Origin of the sequence: Halomonas sp. GFAJ-1 (genome assembly GCA_002966495.1) — a bacterium.
Classification (GTDB): Bacteria; Pseudomonadota; Gammaproteobacteria; order Pseudomonadales; family Halomonadaceae; genus Vreelandella.
The window spans coordinates 1,308,464-1,327,202 of record CP016490.1; the positions used below are offsets into that span (position 1 = coordinate 1,308,464).

Consider the following 18,739-nt stretch of genomic DNA (forward strand, 5'->3'; position numbering starts at 1 on the left):
CACCATGGCTCAAATGAAATTTATGTGTGACGCCGAGCGCTGCATCGAATGCAACGGCTGTGTCACCGCTTGTAAAAACGCTAACGATGTCGAATGGGGCATTCAACGTCGTCGTGTCGTCACGCTGAACGACGGTGAAGCAAGCGAGATGTCTATCTCAGTGGCCTGCATGCACTGTGATGACGCCCCCTGCATGGCCGTTTGCCCCACCGACTGCTTCTACAAAACCGATGACGGCATCGTGCTACACGATAAAGACCTGTGCATTGGCTGTGGCTACTGCCTGTACGCTTGCCCCTTCGGTGCGCCCCAGTTCCCCAAACAGAATGCCTTTGGTGAACGTGGCAAGATGGACAAATGCACCTTCTGCGCTGGCGGCCCTGCTGAGAGCAAAGAAGAGGAGTATGAGAAGTACGGCTCTAACCGCATTGCCGAGGGTAAGCTGCCGCTATGTGCAGAGATGTGCTCTACCAAGGCGCTACTGGCGGGTGACGCCCAAGACGTGGCTGATATCTTCCGTCAGCGTGTAGTGCATCGCGGCCACCCAGACGGTGCTTGGTCTAATAATCCTCAGGCCAGTGCCGATAACTTAGCCTATGATGCTACCCGTAAAGGGTGAGGAGGCGTGTCATGAACCTGTTGACTGCACAGGCACCCGTCAGGGTGCCGCGCTCAGGTAAAGGGCTCGCCCTGGGCATTTGGCGCTTGGTGATGGTAGCGCTGGTAGTGATGCTGAGCCTTGGGTTCACCCAGGTAGCGGTGGCCCAGGCGGAACCTGACCGCGAAATGAGAACCGCTGCCCCCGGCATTACGGCTGATCAATGGCGCCAGGTGCGTAGTGGCGAGACGGATGCAAATTTCCGAGATTCTCGTCATGACAGCAACTACAACCTGATCAATGCCAGTGGTGAAACATGGCGCACGCTGCGCAACCGCTGGGTGTCGCCATTTGGCCTAATCGCAGTGTTTGGCATGGTGAGCATTATCACGCTGTTCTATCTGATCATCGGCCGTAAGGAATTAGCAGAGCCGCGTACTGGCCGCAAGCTGTTCCGCTGGTCACTATTTATGCGCTCGTTGCACTGGACCGTGGCCACCCTGTTTATCACCCTGGCGTTGACCGGTTTGAACTTACTGTACGGCAAGTTCGTATTCCGGTCGCTTTTCGGTGATGCTTTTTGGGGGTGGATGATTTCGGCCTCGAAAGTGTTACATAACTACCTGGGGCCGCTATTTGGCATTCTGCTGGTTGTACTGCTAGTGAAGCTGCTTAAAGATAACATTCCCAAAAAGCACGACCTGCAGTGGTTCAAGCAGGGCGGTGGGCTTGTAGGAAAAGGCCATCCGGATGCAGGTTTCGCTAATGGCGGGGAAAAAGCTTGGTATTGGTTGCTGGCTACCGCAGGCATTGTGGTGGTTGTTAGTGGCTTTGTACTCGACTTTCCTAACTACGGCCAAAGCCGTGACACCATGCAGTGGGCGAATATTATCCATGCGGTGGGTGCCCTTGGCTTAACCGCAGTAGCGCTTGGCCATATCTACATTGGCACGGTGGGTACCGAAGGGTCGCTTGAAGCCATGACCACGGGTTACGTGGATGAAGCTTGGGCGAAAGAGCACCACAACCTTTGGTATGAAGAAGTGAAGGATCAAGCAATCTCGGAAGAGGAGGTTGCTGCTCGCAAGTCGGGTGACAGCAGCAGTGACGTTTCAGCTTCTCGACCTAGCTAGCGACGTATAGTAATGCCCTTTGACACCGCCTACGGGCGGTGTCTTTTGTTATGCTGCCCTTAACGCACTTTAAAGAGAAATCAACATGGCAACATTTGACGAACTGGATACTACCGCGCGTACCGAAATTGAAGCAGCCGCTTTTCGCCGCCTACTGAAGCATTTAGACGACAACAAAGACGTGCAAAATATCGACCTGATGATCCTGGCTGACTTCTGCCGTAACTGCCTCTCCAAGTGGCTGGTCACGGCGGCAGAGGAGCAGGGTACTTCGCTTGAGATGGAAGCCGCCCGCGAGTACGTGTATGGCATGCCCTATAGCGAGTGGAAAGCGCACTACCAAGGTAAGGCAACGCCCGAACAGCTCGCTGCGCTAGAGGCGCGTCACGCTCAGAAGAAAACCCAGGAGTAGCCCATGGAAAGCATGGTGGCGTTAAACGTAGCGGTGTTAACGGTGTCGGATACGCGCACGGAAGAGACCGATCGTTCGGGCCAATTCCTAATAGAGCGGCTCACCGGCGCGGGCCATACCCTGGCTGAAAAGCGCATTGTGCAGGACGATGTGTATCAACTTCGCGCGGTGGTGGCCCAGTGGATTGCCGACCCTGCGATTCAGGTGGTGATTACCACGGGGGGGACAGGCTTTACCGGGCGCGACTCCACCCCCGAGGCTATCTCGGTGCTGCTGGATAAGCGCATCGAAGGCTTTGGTGAGCGCTTTCGCCAATTGAGCGGCGACGAGATCGGTAGCTCCACGATTCAAAGCCGCGCTTTGGGTGGGTTTGCCAACGCCACTGTCGTGTTCTGTTTGCCCGGCTCAACCGGTGCGTGCCGCACCGGCTGGGACGGCATTCTGGCCGAGCAGTTGGATAGCCGCCATAAGCCGTGCAATTTTGCCAACTTAGTGATTCCAGGCCGGGGGCAGCATGGCTGATTTACAGCCGATCGAAACAGCCCTTGAGGCGCTGCTGGCAGGGGTGGTGCCGCTGGAGGCTGAGCCAGTGCCGCTAGTGCAGGCGGCGGGTCGCGTGCTGGCCGACGTTGTTTATGCCCAGTTGGACGTGCCGCCGTTTGATAATAGCGCCATGGATGGCTACGCCTTGCGCGCCGCTGATGCGGGGCAATGGCTGCCGATAAGTCAGCGCATTGCCGCAGGCACCCAGGCCCAAACGCTTGCGCCCGGCAGCTGCGCACGTATTTTTACCGGCGGTGAGATTCCTGCTGGCGCTGACTGTATGGTGATGCAAGAGCGCGTAGAGATTGACGGTGAGCGCGCACTGATTCCAGCGGATATTCCGGCGGGGGACAATGTGCGCCGTCAGGGGCGCGACGTGCAAAGTGGTTCTGTGCTGCTAAATGCCGGTGAACGGTTGGAAGCTGCTGCATTAGGTCATTTGGCCGGGCAAGGCGTCACCGATGTGAGCGTACGCCGTCGGCCCCGTGTGGCATTACTCTCCACTGGCGATGAGATTGTTGACCCCGGCACACCATTAAAGCCCGGTCAGCTCTATAACTCTAACCGGCCAATGCTCAAGCGGCTGTTAGAAAACTTTGGGGCTGACGTCGTGCAACTGGTTAGCGTGCCGGATGACTATGCTCAAACCGTTGAACTACTGCGCCAAGCGGGGCTAAACGCTGACGTGGTTATCAGCACCGGTGGTGTAAGCGTGGGCGAAGAGGATCATGTCAAAGCCGCGCTGGAAACGCTGGGCCAGCTCGATATGTGGAAGCTGGCGATTCGCCCTGGCAAGCCGCTGGCACTGGGCCGTTTGCCCCGCAACGATGGCAGCCACGCACGCTTTGTAGGGCTTCCTGGGAACCCTGTGTCTAGTTTTGTAGGGGCATGGCTATTTTTGCGGCCACTAATGGGCGCACTGCTTGGCTGCCCTACTTTAAAAGCACTGCCCAATATGACTGCTAGCGCTGGTTTTGCCACCTCAACCGGCCCCCGCGAACACTATATGCGCGTGACGCTAAACTTTACGCCAAGCGGTGTGACGGCCAAGGCTTTTGACGATCAGAATTCCGGCGTGCTTTCGTCGTGCATCAACGCCGATGCCTTAGCGGTGATCCCGCCTAATAGCGAAATCGCTAAGGGCGATAAGATCCGCTGTTTATGGTTGGCAAGTTAGGGGATGAGAAGGCTAAGGAGTCAGCTTGCGCGCGTCCAACAGCAGTACGAGTTGCTGCTGTTCAAACGTAAAGCCGCACAGCGCCATTGAAAACCGTCGGGAACGCAGCAGCTTAGGTAGCGGGTAAAGCGTGTTGGCAGGCAGTTGCCGAAGGGTAATGTCGCCGCTTACGCCTAGCTGCCAAGTGCTGTTTTTTTCGCTCCTTACTTGAGCGTCGCGCAGGGTTAGCCAGCGGCTAGGTGGCGTAGGTTGGTCGCGCCCTTCATAAAGCAACGAGTGGGCGCTGGCGCTGCGCAATGCCGTCGGTTGATCGGCCATGGCGATAACATGACACGCTTCTAGGGCGGCACGGTAAGGCCCTACGCGAAACAGCACCATAGCCACCTGAGCTTGCTCGTCATGATCTTGATGCTGAAGCACGTTAACCCAGCCCCTGCTGGTAGGCGTTGAATAGCGCCTCTGGCTCAAGCAGTGCAAGCGCTTGGCGATCATCTATCTGCCACAGCGCGCTAACATAAGGGTGCAACGTGCTGGGAAGCGTTTCGGGAGGCGCTTGCAGCATGCTTTGGGCCACGTCGCACACATCGTCTAGCTGTTCTATTCGCACGCCGCTGCTCATGCCCGCTGCGTTGACTAACAAAATCATGCCGTGGGTTGGGTTCTCAGGCGTGGGCAGGCCGAGTAGCTGATGCAGGCTAATGACAGACTCAATGTGGCCACGCAGGTGCAGTACGCCTTCAGTAGAGACAGGTAGCCCCGGTACGTAATAAACGGGCTGATCGCTGGGTAAAATCTCGCTCACTGCGCTGCCGGGTAGTGCAAAGCGCTGGCCATTGAGCCGAAAAAGCACTAGCTGCTGGGTGGGCTCATCAACATCGACCACTGTATTAGCATCGCCGTGTGCCGCTAACGCCTCTTCCAAAGAGTGGCTGTCGCGTGGCGTTTCAGCGCTCATCGGCTTGCTCCATTGATACGACGACCTGATTGCGTCCCTGGTCTTTGGCAAGGTAGAGCGCCTGATCAGCGCTTAAACGCAGTGACTCGGTAGAAGGCTGCGCGGGGAAGCTGCTGATACCTGCGCTGAAGGTGCAGCGAAAGCGGACATCACCGGCGTGGAAATCGACCAGTGCAAAATCCTCGCGCAAACTATTAATTAATGTGGCGGCCTTCTCGGCGTTGATACCTTTTAGCAGCACAACAAATTCTTCGCCGCCGTAACGGCCGATAATATCTGAGAGCCGCAGGCGGCTCTTTAATAGCCTTGCCAAGGTGATAATCACTTGATCGCCCGCCAAGTGGCCGTGGGTATCATTCACATGTTTAAAGTGATCAATATCAATCATCGCCATGGCGTGCTGGCTGTTTTCGCGGTGTGCTTGGGCGAGGGTTTTATTGATGAGCTCGGTGGTAGTGCTGTGGTTATACAAGCCGGTCATACTATCGCGGGTCATTAATGAGCGCAGTAGGCGTAGGCGTTCAGCGCGCAGCCGCACCGCCGAGACCAGTTCCTCTGCCTGTACGGGCTTGGTAAGAAAGGCTTCAACACCCGCGGACATCGCGGAAATTTGCTTTTGGCTGTCGGTTTCACTAGAGAGATAGATGATCGGTAGCCCTAGATACTCCGGCTGCTGACGAATAATCGTCGCCAGCTCTTCCCCTGAACACACCGGCATATACACATCGACCAGCAGTAAGTCGGGACTAAAGCGCTCCATCGTAGTGAGTGCATCGGCGGGATGGTGAACTTGATGAGCCATCATGCCGCCCTCTTCAAGCAGTAAGGCATGGTAGGCAGCTACTTCAGGCTCATCATCCACCACGAGTACCTTTAGCGGCTCTTCCGCCGCCGGAGCGGTGAGCTCATCCACCGCCAACATAAGATCCAGCGGCTTCACTGGCTTTATGAAGTAGCCGTCGCAGCCTGCGCGAACGGCGCTCAGGCGTGAATGAAAGTCGCTGTGGGCCGACAGTACGATGGCAGGCAGCGGTTGGTCGGTCAATTTGTTGAGGCTGGCCAGGGTTTCCGTGCCGGCTGTCTGGCCTTGGGGGAACTGCACATCCATGATCACCGCGTCTGGCCGACGAGTGAGCACGGCGTTAAAGAACGTTTCTGTGTCGATAAAGTGCACGACCTCATGACCAAAACAGCGGAGATGGTGGATTAGTTGATCGACCTGCTCGGGCTCATCGTCGCACAAGTAAATTAACCGCTGGCGCTTATTGCGCATCGGCTCCACTTGGCCGGTCAGCTCAAAGCTGTGCACCGCGGACAGCGCTTGCTGCTGGCCATTATGCGAACGCAAGTGTTGCTGTTCGCGCCCCAGCTTATGTAGCAGCTCGCTGATATAGGTGTCGATATCAGCACGCAGAGGAGAGGAGGTGAGCGACTCCTCAGCCTGGTCTGCTAGCTGGGCAAGCCGCTCAAAGCCCAACGACCTCCCGGTTCCTTTCAAACTATGAAAGAAGCGGTGCAGCTCCGGCGCGAGTCGCGTTTGCTCTTCGGTCGAGGCGCGGCTCTGCTCCCACAGCTTGGCGGTGTGCGCTAAGCGGGCTGGAAGCTGCTCAATAAAACGCGCACGCAGCTGATTGAGCTTTTCGTGCAGCGAAGGGGCGGGCTGAGACATCAGACTACCTAAGTGATTGGTCGAAAGCGGCGATCCGTTCCATTTTATCCATTCCATCGCATCTAACATTGTTTCGGAGCATGCTTAGCTGTTGAGTGCCTGTTGAACGGCGGCTTCTAGATTACTTGCCAGCTCGGCATCTTTACGCAAACAGGCGTTCAGGCCCGGTGTCTGGCGTAGTGCTTCATCCGGGGTGTCCCCGGTAAGTAAAATAAACGGCAGGTGATTGCCTTGCTCGCGCAGCATCGCTAGCAGTACTGTGCCGCTGACAAGGGGCATGTGCATATCGCTGACAATCAGTTTGATATCGCTGTGAGAATCTAACTGCTCGACGGCGTCCATTGCATCATTGGCCATCAGAGTATTATGCCCTTGCGATTCAAGCAGTGCCGCCGTCATTTCACCCGCTAGCGGATCGTCGTCTACGACCAGAATATGCATCCATGACCTCTTGAGTGTTGTGTAAGTAACCCGCGCTTTAACCCAGCAGGGCCTGGAGAGTTTCTACTAAATTGTTTTGATCAAAACTGCCCTTGACGATATAGGCATCGGCACCAACCTCAATGCCGCGTCGCCGATCAGACTCTTTTTCCCGCGAGGTGATAATAATAATCGGCCGATAACGATAAACCTCATTTTCGCGCAGTCGGGCAGTCAGCGCAAAGCCGTCCATTATTGGCATCTCAACGTCGGTTAGTACTGCATCAAATGGCTCCGCCAGTGCTTTGGCTAACCCATCGCGACCATTTTCGGCCAGCGTAACGTGGTAGCCCCACGCTTCGAGTACGTCTTTCTCTATTTCCCGGGTATTCAGTGAGTCATCGACTACCAAAATGCGCTTCGCGAGAGTGGATGAGGGACGCTCATTACCAAGGTGCTGGACATTGTGCCGGGTAGCCTCCAGCAACGCAGGTATGTGCAGTAGGCTCACCAGCGCATTACGCCCCATGGAAACCATGCCCGAGACCAGCGGTAAGTGACGTAGATGCACCGGGAGCGGCTTAATCACCATATCGCGCTCATCAATCAGTGAATCAATTATCAAGGCGAGCTTCTGGTGTCGCTGGTGGACGACCAGCAGTAAGGTATTATCGGTGTCGGACGTTGTCTCAGGTAGCTCAAGCAGTTGGGCTAGTGATACCACCGGTACAAATTCATTGCGCAAAATCAGCGTGCGCTGTCCAGCAGCATCAATGAATGAGCCAGGTGAACACTCCACCAGCTCGGATACGTAAGGCGCGGTTACCCCTAGGGTGACACCGCCAACGCTGATCAACAGCACGCGCATCATGGCCAGTGAGAGTGGCAGGCGCAGGGTAAAGCGCGTGCCGCTGCCGCGTTCGCTGGTAAGCTGTAAGTCGCCGTTAAGCTCGTCCATAACCGTGCGCTTGACCACATCTAAGCCCACGCCGCGCCCAGAAAAGTCGGTAATCATGCTTTTAGTAGAGAAACCCGGCAGGAAAATAAGCTCCAGGGTTTCCTGCTCACTCAGTGTATTCAGCTGCTCTTCACTGACGAGCTGTTTGGCAAGCGCTTTCTGACGCACCGCGTCTAACGCAATACCTGCGCCATCATCATGCATCTCAACCATTACCCAGTCCGCATCTTGCCACGCTTCAATCACCAGCTTCCCCCGGGGTGATTTACCCGATGCCACGCGCTCGGCAGGTGGCTCGAAGCCATGATCCAGGGCATTGCGCAGCAGGTGAATGAGCGGGTCTGACAAGCGATCAATCATCTGGCGATCAAGCTCTATTTCGGCGCCTCGTAAGCGGCAGTCGACCTGTTTGCCGAGTGATTGAGCCAACTCACGGGACATGTGCGCGAGCGGATCAAACACTACGCTTAGCGGTAGCATGCGCATTTGCAGTGCCCGGTCGTGCAAGTCGTTCATCAGCGAATCGTGACTTAAAACGCTATCTTTCAGCTCACGGTGAAAAGCGTGAAAGGGCGCCTGCTGCTCGGCAGGGAGCGTGGTGCTTAACGCGCGGGCTTGGTCAACCAAGGTATGTAAGTGGTGGTGGCCGGAAAGTACTTCACCCATCAAGCGGATAACATCGTCTAGCCGGTCCAAACGAACCCGCACCGTATCGCTGAGGCGTAGTTCGCTCTCGGTGGTCAGCGCAGTGGAAGTCGAAGGTGCTGAAGGCGTAACAGGAAGCGGGGGTGCAGGTGTGCTGGGCAGGGGTTGGGTTTGAAGAGCCGCCTGTTCAAGGGCGTTACACAACGCCTCATCCGTGGCCGGTAAGTCATCGCCTGTTGCCCCTTGGGCTAGCTGACTGACAAAGTCAGAAAGCCCATCAACGGCTTGGTTAAGCAGGCTGGTAACTGTCGGCGATGCGGTTAGGGTGCCGTCGCGCAGGGCGCTGAGCAGTTCTTCCGTGCTATGCGCCAGTGCCGTAATGGGCGCCAGCTTTAACATACGCGACGAGCCTTTGAGCGTATGCGCTGCGCGAAACAGCTCATTGATCTGCTCTCGGTCAGCATAGCCCTGCTCTAATGCACTTATCCCTTCGCGTAAGCGCGGCAGGTGGTCGGCGGCCTCTTCCACAAAGCGCTGAATAAAGCGGCGAATATCCAGCGCCATGTTAACTCACTCCCTGTGAGAGGTGAGGGGATGCCAGCGTGGTGCTGTCCGCTTCTAAATAACGTTCGGCAAGGAAGCGCGCATCGCCAGGTGGCAGCGGTGGGACGATAGTGTCTAACCCGCCGCTTGAGGTGGGCGCAGTGGTCAGCAAACGCACCACCGCGGCATAGCGTTGCTTGCGTTGTAGCGGCTCGTCGGTCAATTCACCCTGGCGATACAGTTCAGCTAAGTAGAAGTGCGCTGGCCAGCACTCTGGGGCAACGTAAATAGCCCGTTTAAAATAGTCGTAGGCCACATGGGGCTTTTGCTGCCAGCGGGCGACTAGCCCGGCTAGTACTAGCGTATCGATTGACCACGGCTGTTGTTTAAGAAGCGCCTCAAGCAGCGTTGCGGCCTCGTTAAAGGCATTTTGATTGAGCAACTGATGGGCGGTATGCAGCTGATCAGCGGTGCTATCTGCTTGTTCGCTATCCGCTGTTTGGGCAAGAGGCGCATCGGGCGCTAAATCAGTGCTGCTTGCTAGCCCTAGCGTTTCACGGGCGCTCTCACGGATGTCACTACTGTCATCAGCCTTTGCGCGCATCGCAAGCATGGGCGGCTCAAGGGGAGCCGTTGGCACTGCGGCGGATTGCTCAGCGCGGCGAAAGTAAAATATGCCCTGATCTTCGACCAGCTCAAAAACGCCGAGATCGTTACCCAACGTTTCGGTAACACCGCAGAGTAAGATGCCATTCGGGGCCAGCAACTGGCTCAGCTGATGGTGAATACGCCGCCGCGTCTGCGGGTCAAAGTAGATCGATACATTGCGAAACAGAATCACATCAAAGGGGCCGCCTGGATGGCTTTCATGGGCGTTTAAAAGGTTAAACGGACAAAAAGTTACCCATTGGCGAAGAGATTCGTGAAGCTTAAAGCGGCCCTGGAAAGGGCTAAAGTAACGCGCTTTGAAGTCGGGTGAGAGCGCGCGAAACGCCATGCCGCCATAAATCGCCTGGCGTGCCTTGGCGAGAATTTGGTGATCCAGGTCACCGCCGGTGAGAGTAAACAGCGATTTAGCGCGCTCGCCAAAGCGCTCAAACAGCATCATCGCTACGCTATAGGGCTCCTCGCCGGAAGAACAGCCTGCGCTAAAGATGGATAGCGGTGGCCCCCTTGCCGCTAAGCGCTCAGGCAGATAGGTGCTAACCAACCAGTTCAAGGCATCCGGTTCACGGCAAAAATAGGTTTCGTTAACCGTTAACTGGCTGACAAAGTGATCGAAGAGCACTGTGTCGCTGGTTAATTGTTTAAGAAGCTGGGTGTTATCCGCTAGTCCTGTGAAGGCTTGTAAGCTGGCGACCGCTCGTAATAGCCGAGCTTCGGCCAAGCCCTCTAGGTGTAAACCGCAGCGCTGATGCACAAGGGCTTTAAAGGGCGCTAACGCGCTCATGCTAGAGGCTCCGGTCGGTTGTTATTTAGGGAGCCGCGCACATCGCGCAATAGACGTCCCGCCAGGCTATCTAGCGGTAGCTCATACTGAATAACACCCGCTTTAACGGCTTCCTGGTTCATGCCATAAATAACTGAGCTGGCTTCATCTTGCGCGAAGGTGGTGCCGCCTGCCTGATAAATAGCCCGCATGCCAATAACGCCATCGCGGCCCATACCGGTCAGGATAATGCCGATGGCATCTCTGCCGTAGACCTCTGCGACACTCTGCAACAGCACATCGCAGCTAGGATGATACAGAGAGCTTTGGGGGCTGGGCTGAAGCTGGAAACGGTGGCGGGGGGAGACACATAAATCACGCTCTGAAGGTGATAGGTAAATGTGCCCAGGCTGAATCTGCTCGCCCTCTTTGGCAACACTGATCGGCATGGCGCATAGCGATGCTAGCCATTCAGCCATACCATCAATAAACCCATGGCTGATGTGCTGGGCGATCACAATAGGCGCTGGAAACCTAGCCGGTAGCGTTCGCAACAGGCGCACTAAGGCTTGCGGGCCACCGGTCGAACAAGCGATCGCGACGACGTGTTGAAAGTTCCGCGGCACGCCACTTGAGGCCGCGGGCAGGGTAGGCAGGGTGATAATGGGAGCCGGTGTTGTGACGCGCCGCCGTAGGCGAGTAATCACCGCAACACCCGCAAGCAGGCGAACACGTTCCAATAGGCGATCTGCGTCGGCCCCTTCTAATGTGGGTTTAGGCATTACTTCAAGCGCACCCACTTCTAAAGCCTGATAAGCCGTTTGAGCATCGGAGCGGTCACTGACCACCAGGATGGGCACGCCCCTGCTATACATAATCTCTTCAATAGCGCTTAGGCCGTCCATCACCGGCATGTTGAGGTCCATGGTGATCAGCTGCGGTGCAAGGCGTTTGACCAGCTCTACTGCTTCGCGGCCGTTAGTGGCTTCACCTACGACCTCAATATCATCGGCTCGGCTAAGGATATCGCGTAGCACGTCGCGGGCTACTTGGCTGTCGTCGGCAATGACTACCCGAATTACACTCATCCGGTATCCTTATCAGCGATCTTTATGGGTAAGGGTGAACTCCTGCACCAGCGCGTTAAGCTCTGTCGACATTTGAATCATATCTTGGCTGATATCGGTAATGCTGCGCACCGAATGGGCATTGCGTGAACTGGCTGTGTCGATGTCGCGCAGCGCCATGACCACCTGGCTACTGGCAGTTTTTTGTTGCTGAGTAGAGAGCGATATCTGCTGGGCGGCACTGCTGGTTTGACTGGCCGCTTTGAGCAGTGCTTCAAGGTCCTGGGCAGTGCTCATGCTGGCTTCAACGCCTTGCTCGATGGAGGAGGCGCCTTTTTCAGACGCCACAACTAAGCGATTAATAGCCGTCTGAATATCATCGGTGTGCGCTTCGATTTCTTGGGTAGAGTCGGTCACGCTGTCAGCCAAGCGGCGTATCTCGCTGGCCACAACCGAAAAGCGTCGGCCCGATTCCCCCGCGCTGGAGGCTTCCAGCGCGGCATTAAAGGCGATCAGCTTGGTCTGGGCGGCTAGCGTATTGATCAACTCCATGACTTTATTGATCTGCTTAGATTTAGCCCCCAGCGTCATGATCTCGGTCAGGCTCTGCTCGCTGTCGCTGCGGATATCCTGCATTTTTGACTGTAGAAGCTGCATGGCCGCACTGCCTTTGCGGCTGCGCTCCAGAGTTTGGTTGGCAACGTCGACCACTGACTGGGAGTGGTCAGCGATTTGGGTAGATGAGGTAGAAAGTTCTTCCATGGTGGAGGTGATTTCAGCCACCGAAGAGGCCATCTCTTCGACGGCTGCGGCCATGGTTTGGCTTGCTTCATTGTCAATATCGCTGCCGTGCACACCGGAAAGGCCAGCGGTTTTTGCCAGCCGATCGGCGACGTGTGTTAGCGCCATTGCGTTCTTGGCCACCGCCGCAATGGCGCGGGAGAGACGCTCAAGGAGCTCGTTAGTTTGATGGGCTAAGTCGCCAAGCTCCGCTTTGTCGTCGGTGCTGACGCGCCGCGAGAGATCTAAACTGTGGGTGATATCTTTCAACTGGCGCTGGAAATCAATGAGTGGACGAATAAGACTGCCGGTCAGCGGATAGAGAATCAGCAACCCAACAAGCAGTATGAGTAAACCTACACCGCTAGATTCCAGAAAGCGCTCACGCGTGGATGCCAAGTACGCCTCTTTATCGACCTCAACCATGAGGTAGCGCTGCAGCTCGGGCAGCCAGCGTGTGTTAACCAGCAGTGTGCTGCCATCGCGCTCAATTTCGTGAACCTGGCGCCGTTCATCGGGCTGCAAGCGCTGGGACATTTGATCGGGCAGAGGTTCCGATGTTATTACGCCCTCACCGCTGTGAATGAGCAGTTCACCTTCGGCGCTGATAAGCGAAGCGCGTCCGGTATTCCCTAAGCGGAAGTCACTAATCAAGCTGGCCATTTGGGAGAGATCAAGCCCCGCTCCAGCCACTACCAGCGGTCGTCCGTTGGCGGCATCGACGGCACTGCGGTAGTTAACATACACAAAGGCATCTTCGGGTGAAAAAGTATCGCTATCTAAATTTAACTCGTAAGCGTTATCGCTTTCAGTAAAACGGTAGTACCAATCATCGTCACTGCCTGGCGGCTGGATAGTACGTTGCAGGAGTTCGCCATTGCGCAGTTGGAAATAGTAACCGCGGCCCTGGTGCTGAGCGGCGATAAACAGTAGCTCGGTGTCTATCTGTTCCATCAGGCGCATAAGGTAGCGGGTAATATCGTTTTGTTGTGCTTCAGGTAATCCGTCGCTAATCCACTGTTCAATAAAGTAGCTATTGGCAAGGCTTTTGGAAATGGCCAGATCCTGGCTAAGGTTAAGGTTTATATGCGCAGCTAATCCTTCGATCTGTGCCGGTAGCTCCTGATTAAGCAGGTTATCAAGCCGCGCCTGGCTGTGGGAGCGCGCTTGAAGATAGAGCGCTAGAAGCATTGCCAGCGCTAAGACGATCCCAAAGGATGAAAATAGCCGAAGCCTTAAAGGTAGGGATTTCCAGCGCGCCATCATGTTCGCCGTTGCTCCAAAGTAGATGGTGGCCCTGAAGACGCAACGGCATTTAGCATTAACGCTGTTAGGCAACGCTCAGGGTATAGAAGATGAAGGGTCGATGGCCCCTCTACTCGCGGAAGTAATACTCCCGGTAGTATCAATCAGTAATACCAACGATTTCAGCTTTTTTAGGGAGCAATGTCCAGCGCTAATAAGTTGAATTTGGTACTTCTGTTTATACGATCGCGTGGGGAATAAAGCACGAGGTGTCTTTGGTGATGCGGCCCATATCTTCACGAATGCCCATGCCGCAGGCGCGGTCACCCACTACCCAGCTACCGACTAGGGCATGATTGTCACCAAAGCGCGGCATCGGGTGGTAAGCCTGACGAATCCAGGGGCTGTCAGTGTAAGGGCCATCTACGGCCTCGCGCTGGCCTGATGGGGTAATCAGCTCTATGTTACTGCCTTCCCGAGAGAAGAACGGTTTGCGCACCCAGCCCGCTGGTAGCGGTGGGCTGTTAGCATTTTCGAAAAAAGCCGGTAGCAGGTTAGGGTGGCCCTCAAAGTGCTCCCAAAGCAGCGGCAAAATACCTTTATTGGATAGAATCGCTTTCCAGGGAGGCTCGAACCAGTGCGTGTCGAGCAACGGCAGCTGTTGGCCAAACGCATCGTCAGCCATCTCTTCCCAGGGGTAGAGTTTGAAGATCGCTGTAATGGGCTGGTTGTCTAAATCGACAAAGTGAGTGGCACCAGGCTGCAGGCCTATATCATCGGTATAAATAAAGGGTGTATTCAGCCCCGCTTGAAGGGCAATATCTTGCAAGTAGCTCACCGTTGCACGCTCTTCATCGCTGCCTTTTACGCAGGAGAAGTAGAGCGTACGCCTTTCCAAGCGGTCGCCTAAATGGGCCATGGCGTTGATTAAGCGCTCTTGAATCGAGTTGTACTGGTCTGCCTGACGAGGAAGAATGCCCTGCTCAATGGCTTGTTCAAGCCATACCCACTGGAAAAATCCCGCTTCATAGAGCGATGTGGGCGTATCGTAATTTAGCTCTAACAGCTTCGCTGGGCCGTTACCGGTATAGGCAAAGTCCATACGACCATACAGGTGCGGCTGGCCCGTTTTCCAGGAGTTATGAATGGTGTCCCACATAAACTCAGGAATCGCTAAGCGCTGCATCAACGCATTGGAGTGGCAGACTTTGTCGACCAACTCCATACACATTTCATGCAGCGCTTCAGTTGGAGCCTCGATGTCCTGTTCTACCTGCTCCAGGGTGAACTGGTAGTAGGCGTCCTCTTTCCAGTACGGTGCACCATCAATGGTGTGAAAATGAAACCCTAGCTCGTCGGCTAGGGCTTTCCACTCTTTACGTTCAGGTATATCTACCCGCAGCATAGCAATCCTCGAATACTGGCTATGAACCCCAGGAGGCTGAACGTGTGCCCAGACCGCGTCGTGTCGTTGCTTGGCGGTTCTGAACCACCGAGCTACGCATGGCCTCATTGCGCTGATTAACACGCTGGGTTGCTTGGGTGGAGGCGGTATTCCAATTGCCTTGGTTTTGGCGATTACGGTAAACCGGTTCTTGATAGACCCGCTCAATAGAACGACCACGGTTGGTGTTCGACAACATGCTGCCCATCATGTAACCCATCATGGCGGGCATAAACCAACTGCCGCCACCGCTAGTGGCTTGGGCTTGTTCCTCGGTAGGTGCTGTGCAAGCGCCTTCGCCGTGCTCTGCTTCGCAGGCTTCTAGTGTGTCAAAGCGGGGAACAGACTCAAGCGATGCAGCGTGAGCATCTTCGCAGGCGCTGCGGGTATAAACGTTAGCAGCAACGCACTCCTCAACACTTTGAAAGCTTCTGGGTTCATCGAAGCTGACCTCGGTTACGTGCTCATCAGGCGCTGATTCAACACAGGCAGTTAAGCCAAACGCGCTGGTGCCCATCATCGCCAGGGTCAGGCGAGCGCTGCGCTTGCGACGGGGTAAATGTGCCGGGTGGTTATGTGTATCCAATGTCACTCTCCTTTACCACGTCATTGAGGCTGCGTTGATCAAGCCGACCGCAATGGAAACGCTGCCTACCAACGTGCCGTAGGCTTGGTGGCCTTCGTTAATATGCTGGGAAAGGCTTTCGCCCTGCTGACGCAGAAACAGCTTCAACCCAAAGAAAGTCGCTAACTGAACACCAAAGGCAATAATGCCCCAGAGAATAAAGTCGATATAGCTGACAGAGTTCGCCATGGCGCTATACAGCGGAATGGTAAAACCCAGAATAGAGCCGCCGTAGGCGCGGGCGGCAGCAGCGTTGCCTTCACGAATCAGTGTCCACTCGTGGTGTGGCGTAATGCGGCTATAGCAGTACATAAAGGCAACTAACAGCCCAAGAGCGCTGATCAAGTAGCCAAAAAAATGGGGTAAACCTTGTAAGTAGTGAAACATGGCCGGTGTCTTCCTTGTTAAGTGCGTCGTATCGATTGCCCCATTGTGTCATAGCATTCCGCTTAATGGGTGGCTCTTAGGGATGTTTGATTAAATAGTGATCGGGAAAGAAGTCTCGCAAGTACTGCTGGATCTCGTGCGCTAAAGTCAGGCGGTTTCATCAAGAGGGCGCGGCGTATTTATGCGAGTATGGGCCGCTGAAAAATCTAACTGAGTATATGCAATGCTAGATAGCCTAAGCCACAGTGTTCTGGCGGGTCAGCTCTTTGGCTTGGTGGCGCTGGTGATATGCGTAGTGGCTTTTGCCAGCAAAAACGACAACAGATTATTAGGGCTGCTGATCTCCGCCAATGTGGCCTTTGCGCTGCAGTTTGTCTTTTTTGGAAGTTGGACGGCGGCCGCGCTCACCGTAATGGTGATTGTGCGAATTGTGCTGGCCCGACGCTATATGGGTAGCAAAGCCGTTATGGTGGGCGTGCTGCTGGCCAGTGGTATTGCTGCCGCTTTCACTTGGCAAAACTGGGTGGATGTTCTGCCCATGGCGGCCATGGTAATGGGAACCGTTGGCATGTTTTTGCTGCGCGGCATCGCCATGCGGGTATGCCTAGGGCTGGCCGCCTTAGCGTGGATGCTGAACAACCTGCTCATTGGTGCGATCGGCGGAACTATTGCGGAAGGGCTGATTGTGATCACCAATATCGTCACCATCATTCGTTTAGTGCGGGCCAAGCGCAGATATCCTGAAGTATTCGAAGATCCAGATGGGCTTGATCCCATCACTACGAAAAACCGCCCGACCTAGCATCGCCCAGCAGTCAAGATAGCCTGCTGCATTAACGCTACTCGCCTTCCTGCTGCGCCAGAATAACTGTCAGAAAGCCCTCGCCGTAATCTGCCAGCTTGCGCGCGCCAATGCCGGAGATTGCCCCCAATGCCTCCAAACTCTGGGGTTTCTGTTCGATCAGTTCGGCAAGGGTGGCGTCGTGGAAGATCACATAGGCGGGCACGCCCTGGGCTTCGGCAAGCTCCCTGCGGTGCTGGCGCAGTGCCTCCCACAGTGGGCCGTGGCTGTGCGTGGCAGAGACTTTGCTGCCCCGCCGAGCGGCTTTAGCCTTACTGGGTTTGTTGATTGGCTTGCGCAGGGTGAGGTCATGCTCGCCGCGCAGTACCGGCTTTGCGTTAGCAGTCAGCTTGATGCCGCCATGGCCCTCCATATCCACGCTTAAAAAACCGCTAGCAATCAGCTGCCGAAAGAGCGCCTTCCATTCGTTGGCAGAGAGGTCTTTGCCTATGCCGTAGGTGCTGAGTCTGTCGTGGCCAAAGCGGGTGATTCGTTCGTTGCTTTTGCCCAACAGTAAATCCACCAGATAGGTCACACCAAAGCGCTGCTCGGTGCGGTAGACGCAGGAGAGCGCCTTTTGTGCCGCCACGGTGGCGTCCCAGGTCTCGGGTGGGGTGAGGCAGTTGTCGCAGTTGCCGCAGGGCGCGTCTAAGTGATCGCCAAAGTAGTGGAGCAGCGCCTGGCGTCGGCAACTAATGATTTCACATAGCCCCAGCATAGCGTCGAGCTTCTGCTGCTCAATGCGTTTTTGCTGGTCAGCGGCGCTGGAGCCCTGCTGCATCTGGCGCAGGGTGATTACGTCCTGAAGCCCATAGGCCATCCAGGCATCGGCGGGCAGGCCGTCGCGCCCGGCACGGCCAGTCTCTTGGTAGTAGGCTTCGATACTCTTGGGCAGGTTGAGGTGCGCCACAAAGCGCACGTCTGGCTTGTCGATGCCCATGCCGAAGGCGATAGTGGCGACGATTACCACGCCATCTTCACGTAGAAAGCGGGTTTGGTGGTGCTGGCGCTGCTCGGCGGGAAGCCCCGCGTGGTAGGGCAGCGCGGTGAGCCCCTGGCGTTCCAGCCAAGCGGCAGTCTCCTCTACTTTGCGCCGGGAAAGACAGTAGACAATGCCTGCCTCGCCATTGTGGTGCTCGCGAATAAAGCGCAGCAGCTGTTCCTTGGCGTTGCCCTGATTTTCGGCGATATGGTAGCGAATGTTGGGGCGGTCAAAGCCGCTGTTGTATAGCGCCGCGTTTTGAAGCTGCAGGTGCTCCATGATATCGCCCCGGGTGGGCACGTCGGCGGTGGCGGTCAGGGCGATGCGCGGCACCTGGGGAAAGCGCTGATGCAGGTGGGAGAGCTGGCGATACTCCGGGCGAAAATCGTGACCCCACTGGGAGACGCAGTGGGCTTCATCAATGGCGAACAGCGCGATCTGGGTCTGTTCCAGCAGCATCTGCATGCGCGGCATAGCGAGCCGTTCGGGGGCCACATACAAAAGATCCAGCTCGCCCGCCCGCAGGCGATTTTCCACATCAACCGCCTCGTGATAATCGAGGCTTGAGTTGAGGTAGGCTGCCCTAACCCCGTTCTGTTCCAGCGCTGCTACTTGATCCTGCATCAGCGCGATCAGCGGCGAAACCACAATCGCGGTACCTTCGCGCAGTAGCGCGGGGATCTGATAGCACAGCGATTTGCCACCGCCGGTGGGCATCAACACCAGCGCATCGCCACCAGCAATCACATGCTCAATAATTGCCTGTTGCGGGCCGCGAAAACTGTCGTAGCCAAAGACCTCCTGCAACACCTTGAGGGCTGCCGGATGGGCGTCGCCGTGCATCAATGCTCTCCTTGTCGCGTGCGTGAGGGAGAATTGTCGCACG

Annotated in this window: 18 protein-coding genes; 6 read left to right on the forward strand and 12 right to left on the reverse strand. The window is 55.9% G+C overall.

Annotation, left to right across the window (positions count from 1 at the left end):
- Positions 1-4 precede the first annotated feature (4 nt).
- From BB497_05960 to BB497_05980, 5 genes are all read left to right on the forward strand, one after another.
- Positions 5-619: a formate dehydrogenase gene (locus BB497_05960; protein ID AVI62285.1), complete on the forward strand. Its 615-nt coding sequence runs from the start codon at positions 5-7 to the stop codon at positions 617-619.
- 11 nt (positions 620-630) lie between these two features.
- Positions 631-1,731: a formate dehydrogenase subunit gamma gene (locus tag BB497_05965; GenBank protein ID AVI62286.1), complete on the forward strand. Its 1,101-nt coding sequence runs from the start codon at positions 631-633 to the stop codon at positions 1,729-1,731.
- 85 nt (positions 1,732-1,816) lie between these two features.
- Entirely contained in the window at positions 1,817-2,143 is a 327-nt protein-coding gene (locus tag BB497_05970; GenBank protein ID AVI62287.1) for a deoxycytidine triphosphate deaminase, read from the forward strand.
- Positions 2,144-2,146: 3 nt separating this feature from the next.
- Complete coding sequence (locus tag BB497_05975) at positions 2,147-2,665, forward strand: molybdenum cofactor biosynthesis protein B (protein AVI62288.1); 519 nt, start codon at positions 2,147-2,149, stop codon at positions 2,663-2,665.
- Positions 2,658-3,863 carry a molybdopterin molybdenumtransferase gene (locus tag BB497_05980; protein AVI62289.1) on the forward strand — a complete coding sequence of 402 codons (1,206 nt, stop codon included), beginning with the start codon at positions 2,658-2,660 and terminating at the stop codon, positions 3,861-3,863. The genes BB497_05975 and BB497_05980 overlap by 8 nt, the downstream gene beginning before the upstream one ends.
- Positions 3,864-3,875: 12 nt before the next feature.
- Here the strand turns inward: BB497_05980 and BB497_05985 are convergent, their stop codons facing one another.
- The 11 genes from BB497_05985 to BB497_06035 all read right to left on the reverse strand — a co-directional run bounded on the left by BB497_05985 (position 3,876) and on the right by BB497_06035 (position 16,030).
- Positions 3,876-4,283, reverse strand: coding sequence for a hypothetical protein (locus BB497_05985; GenBank protein ID AVI62290.1), 408 nt, complete (start codon positions 4,281-4,283; stop codon positions 3,876-3,878).
- Position 4,284: 1 nt separating this feature from the next.
- On the reverse strand, positions 4,285-4,818 hold the full coding sequence (locus BB497_05990) for a chemotaxis protein (GenBank protein AVI62291.1): 534 nt from the start codon (positions 4,816-4,818) through the stop codon (positions 4,285-4,287).
- Positions 4,808-6,487 (reverse strand): response regulator, encoded by a 1,680-nt coding sequence (locus tag BB497_05995; GenBank protein AVI62292.1) that lies wholly within the window; start codon positions 6,485-6,487, stop codon positions 4,808-4,810. Before BB497_05995 ends, BB497_05990 begins: the two co-directional genes overlap by 11 nt.
- Positions 6,488-6,571: 84 nt before the next feature.
- Positions 6,572-6,928, reverse strand: a complete 357-nt coding sequence (locus BB497_06000) for a response regulator (protein AVI62293.1) — start codon at positions 6,926-6,928, stop codon at positions 6,572-6,574.
- A 37-nt stretch (positions 6,929-6,965) separates the two neighbouring features.
- Positions 6,966-9,074, reverse strand: a complete 2,109-nt coding sequence (locus BB497_06005) for a hybrid sensor histidine kinase/response regulator (GenBank protein ID AVI62294.1) — start codon at positions 9,072-9,074, stop codon at positions 6,966-6,968.
- A gap of 1 nt (position 9,075) precedes the next feature.
- Positions 9,076-10,503, reverse strand: coding sequence for a methylase (locus BB497_06010; GenBank protein AVI62295.1), 1,428 nt, complete (start codon positions 10,501-10,503; stop codon positions 9,076-9,078).
- The gene (locus BB497_06015) at positions 10,500-11,570 is read right to left on the reverse strand and encodes a chemotaxis response regulator protein-glutamate methylesterase (protein AVI62296.1); all 1,071 of its coding nucleotides are present in this window, start codon (positions 11,568-11,570) and stop codon (positions 10,500-10,502) included. Before BB497_06015 ends, BB497_06010 begins: the two co-directional genes overlap by 4 nt.
- Before the next feature lie 12 nt (positions 11,571-11,582).
- Positions 11,583-13,595, reverse strand: a complete 2,013-nt coding sequence (locus tag BB497_06020; GenBank protein AVI62297.1) for a chemotaxis protein — start codon at positions 13,593-13,595, stop codon at positions 11,583-11,585.
- Positions 13,596-13,812: 217 nt separating this feature from the next.
- Entirely contained in the window at positions 13,813-14,979 is a 1,167-nt protein-coding gene (locus BB497_06025; protein AVI62298.1) for a hypothetical protein, read from the reverse strand.
- Positions 14,980-14,998: 19 nt separating this feature from the next.
- Positions 14,999-15,604 (reverse strand): hypothetical protein, encoded by a 606-nt coding sequence (locus BB497_06030; GenBank protein ID AVI62299.1) that lies wholly within the window; start codon positions 15,602-15,604, stop codon positions 14,999-15,001.
- 12 nt (positions 15,605-15,616) lie between these two features.
- The gene (locus BB497_06035) at positions 15,617-16,030 is read right to left on the reverse strand and encodes a hypothetical protein (protein AVI62300.1); all 414 of its coding nucleotides are present in this window, start codon (positions 16,028-16,030) and stop codon (positions 15,617-15,619) included.
- A gap of 223 nt (positions 16,031-16,253) precedes the next feature.
- Between BB497_06035 and BB497_06040 the strand changes: the two genes are divergently transcribed.
- Complete coding sequence (locus tag BB497_06040; GenBank protein ID AVI62301.1) at positions 16,254-16,832, forward strand: hypothetical protein; 579 nt, start codon at positions 16,254-16,256, stop codon at positions 16,830-16,832.
- 37 nt (positions 16,833-16,869) lie between these two features.
- Here BB497_06040 and BB497_06045 read toward each other — a convergent pair whose 3' ends face one another.
- Entirely contained in the window at positions 16,870-18,696 is a 1,827-nt protein-coding gene (locus tag BB497_06045; GenBank protein AVI62302.1) for an ATP-dependent DNA helicase RecQ, read from the reverse strand.
- Positions 18,697-18,739: the final 43 nt, after the last annotated feature.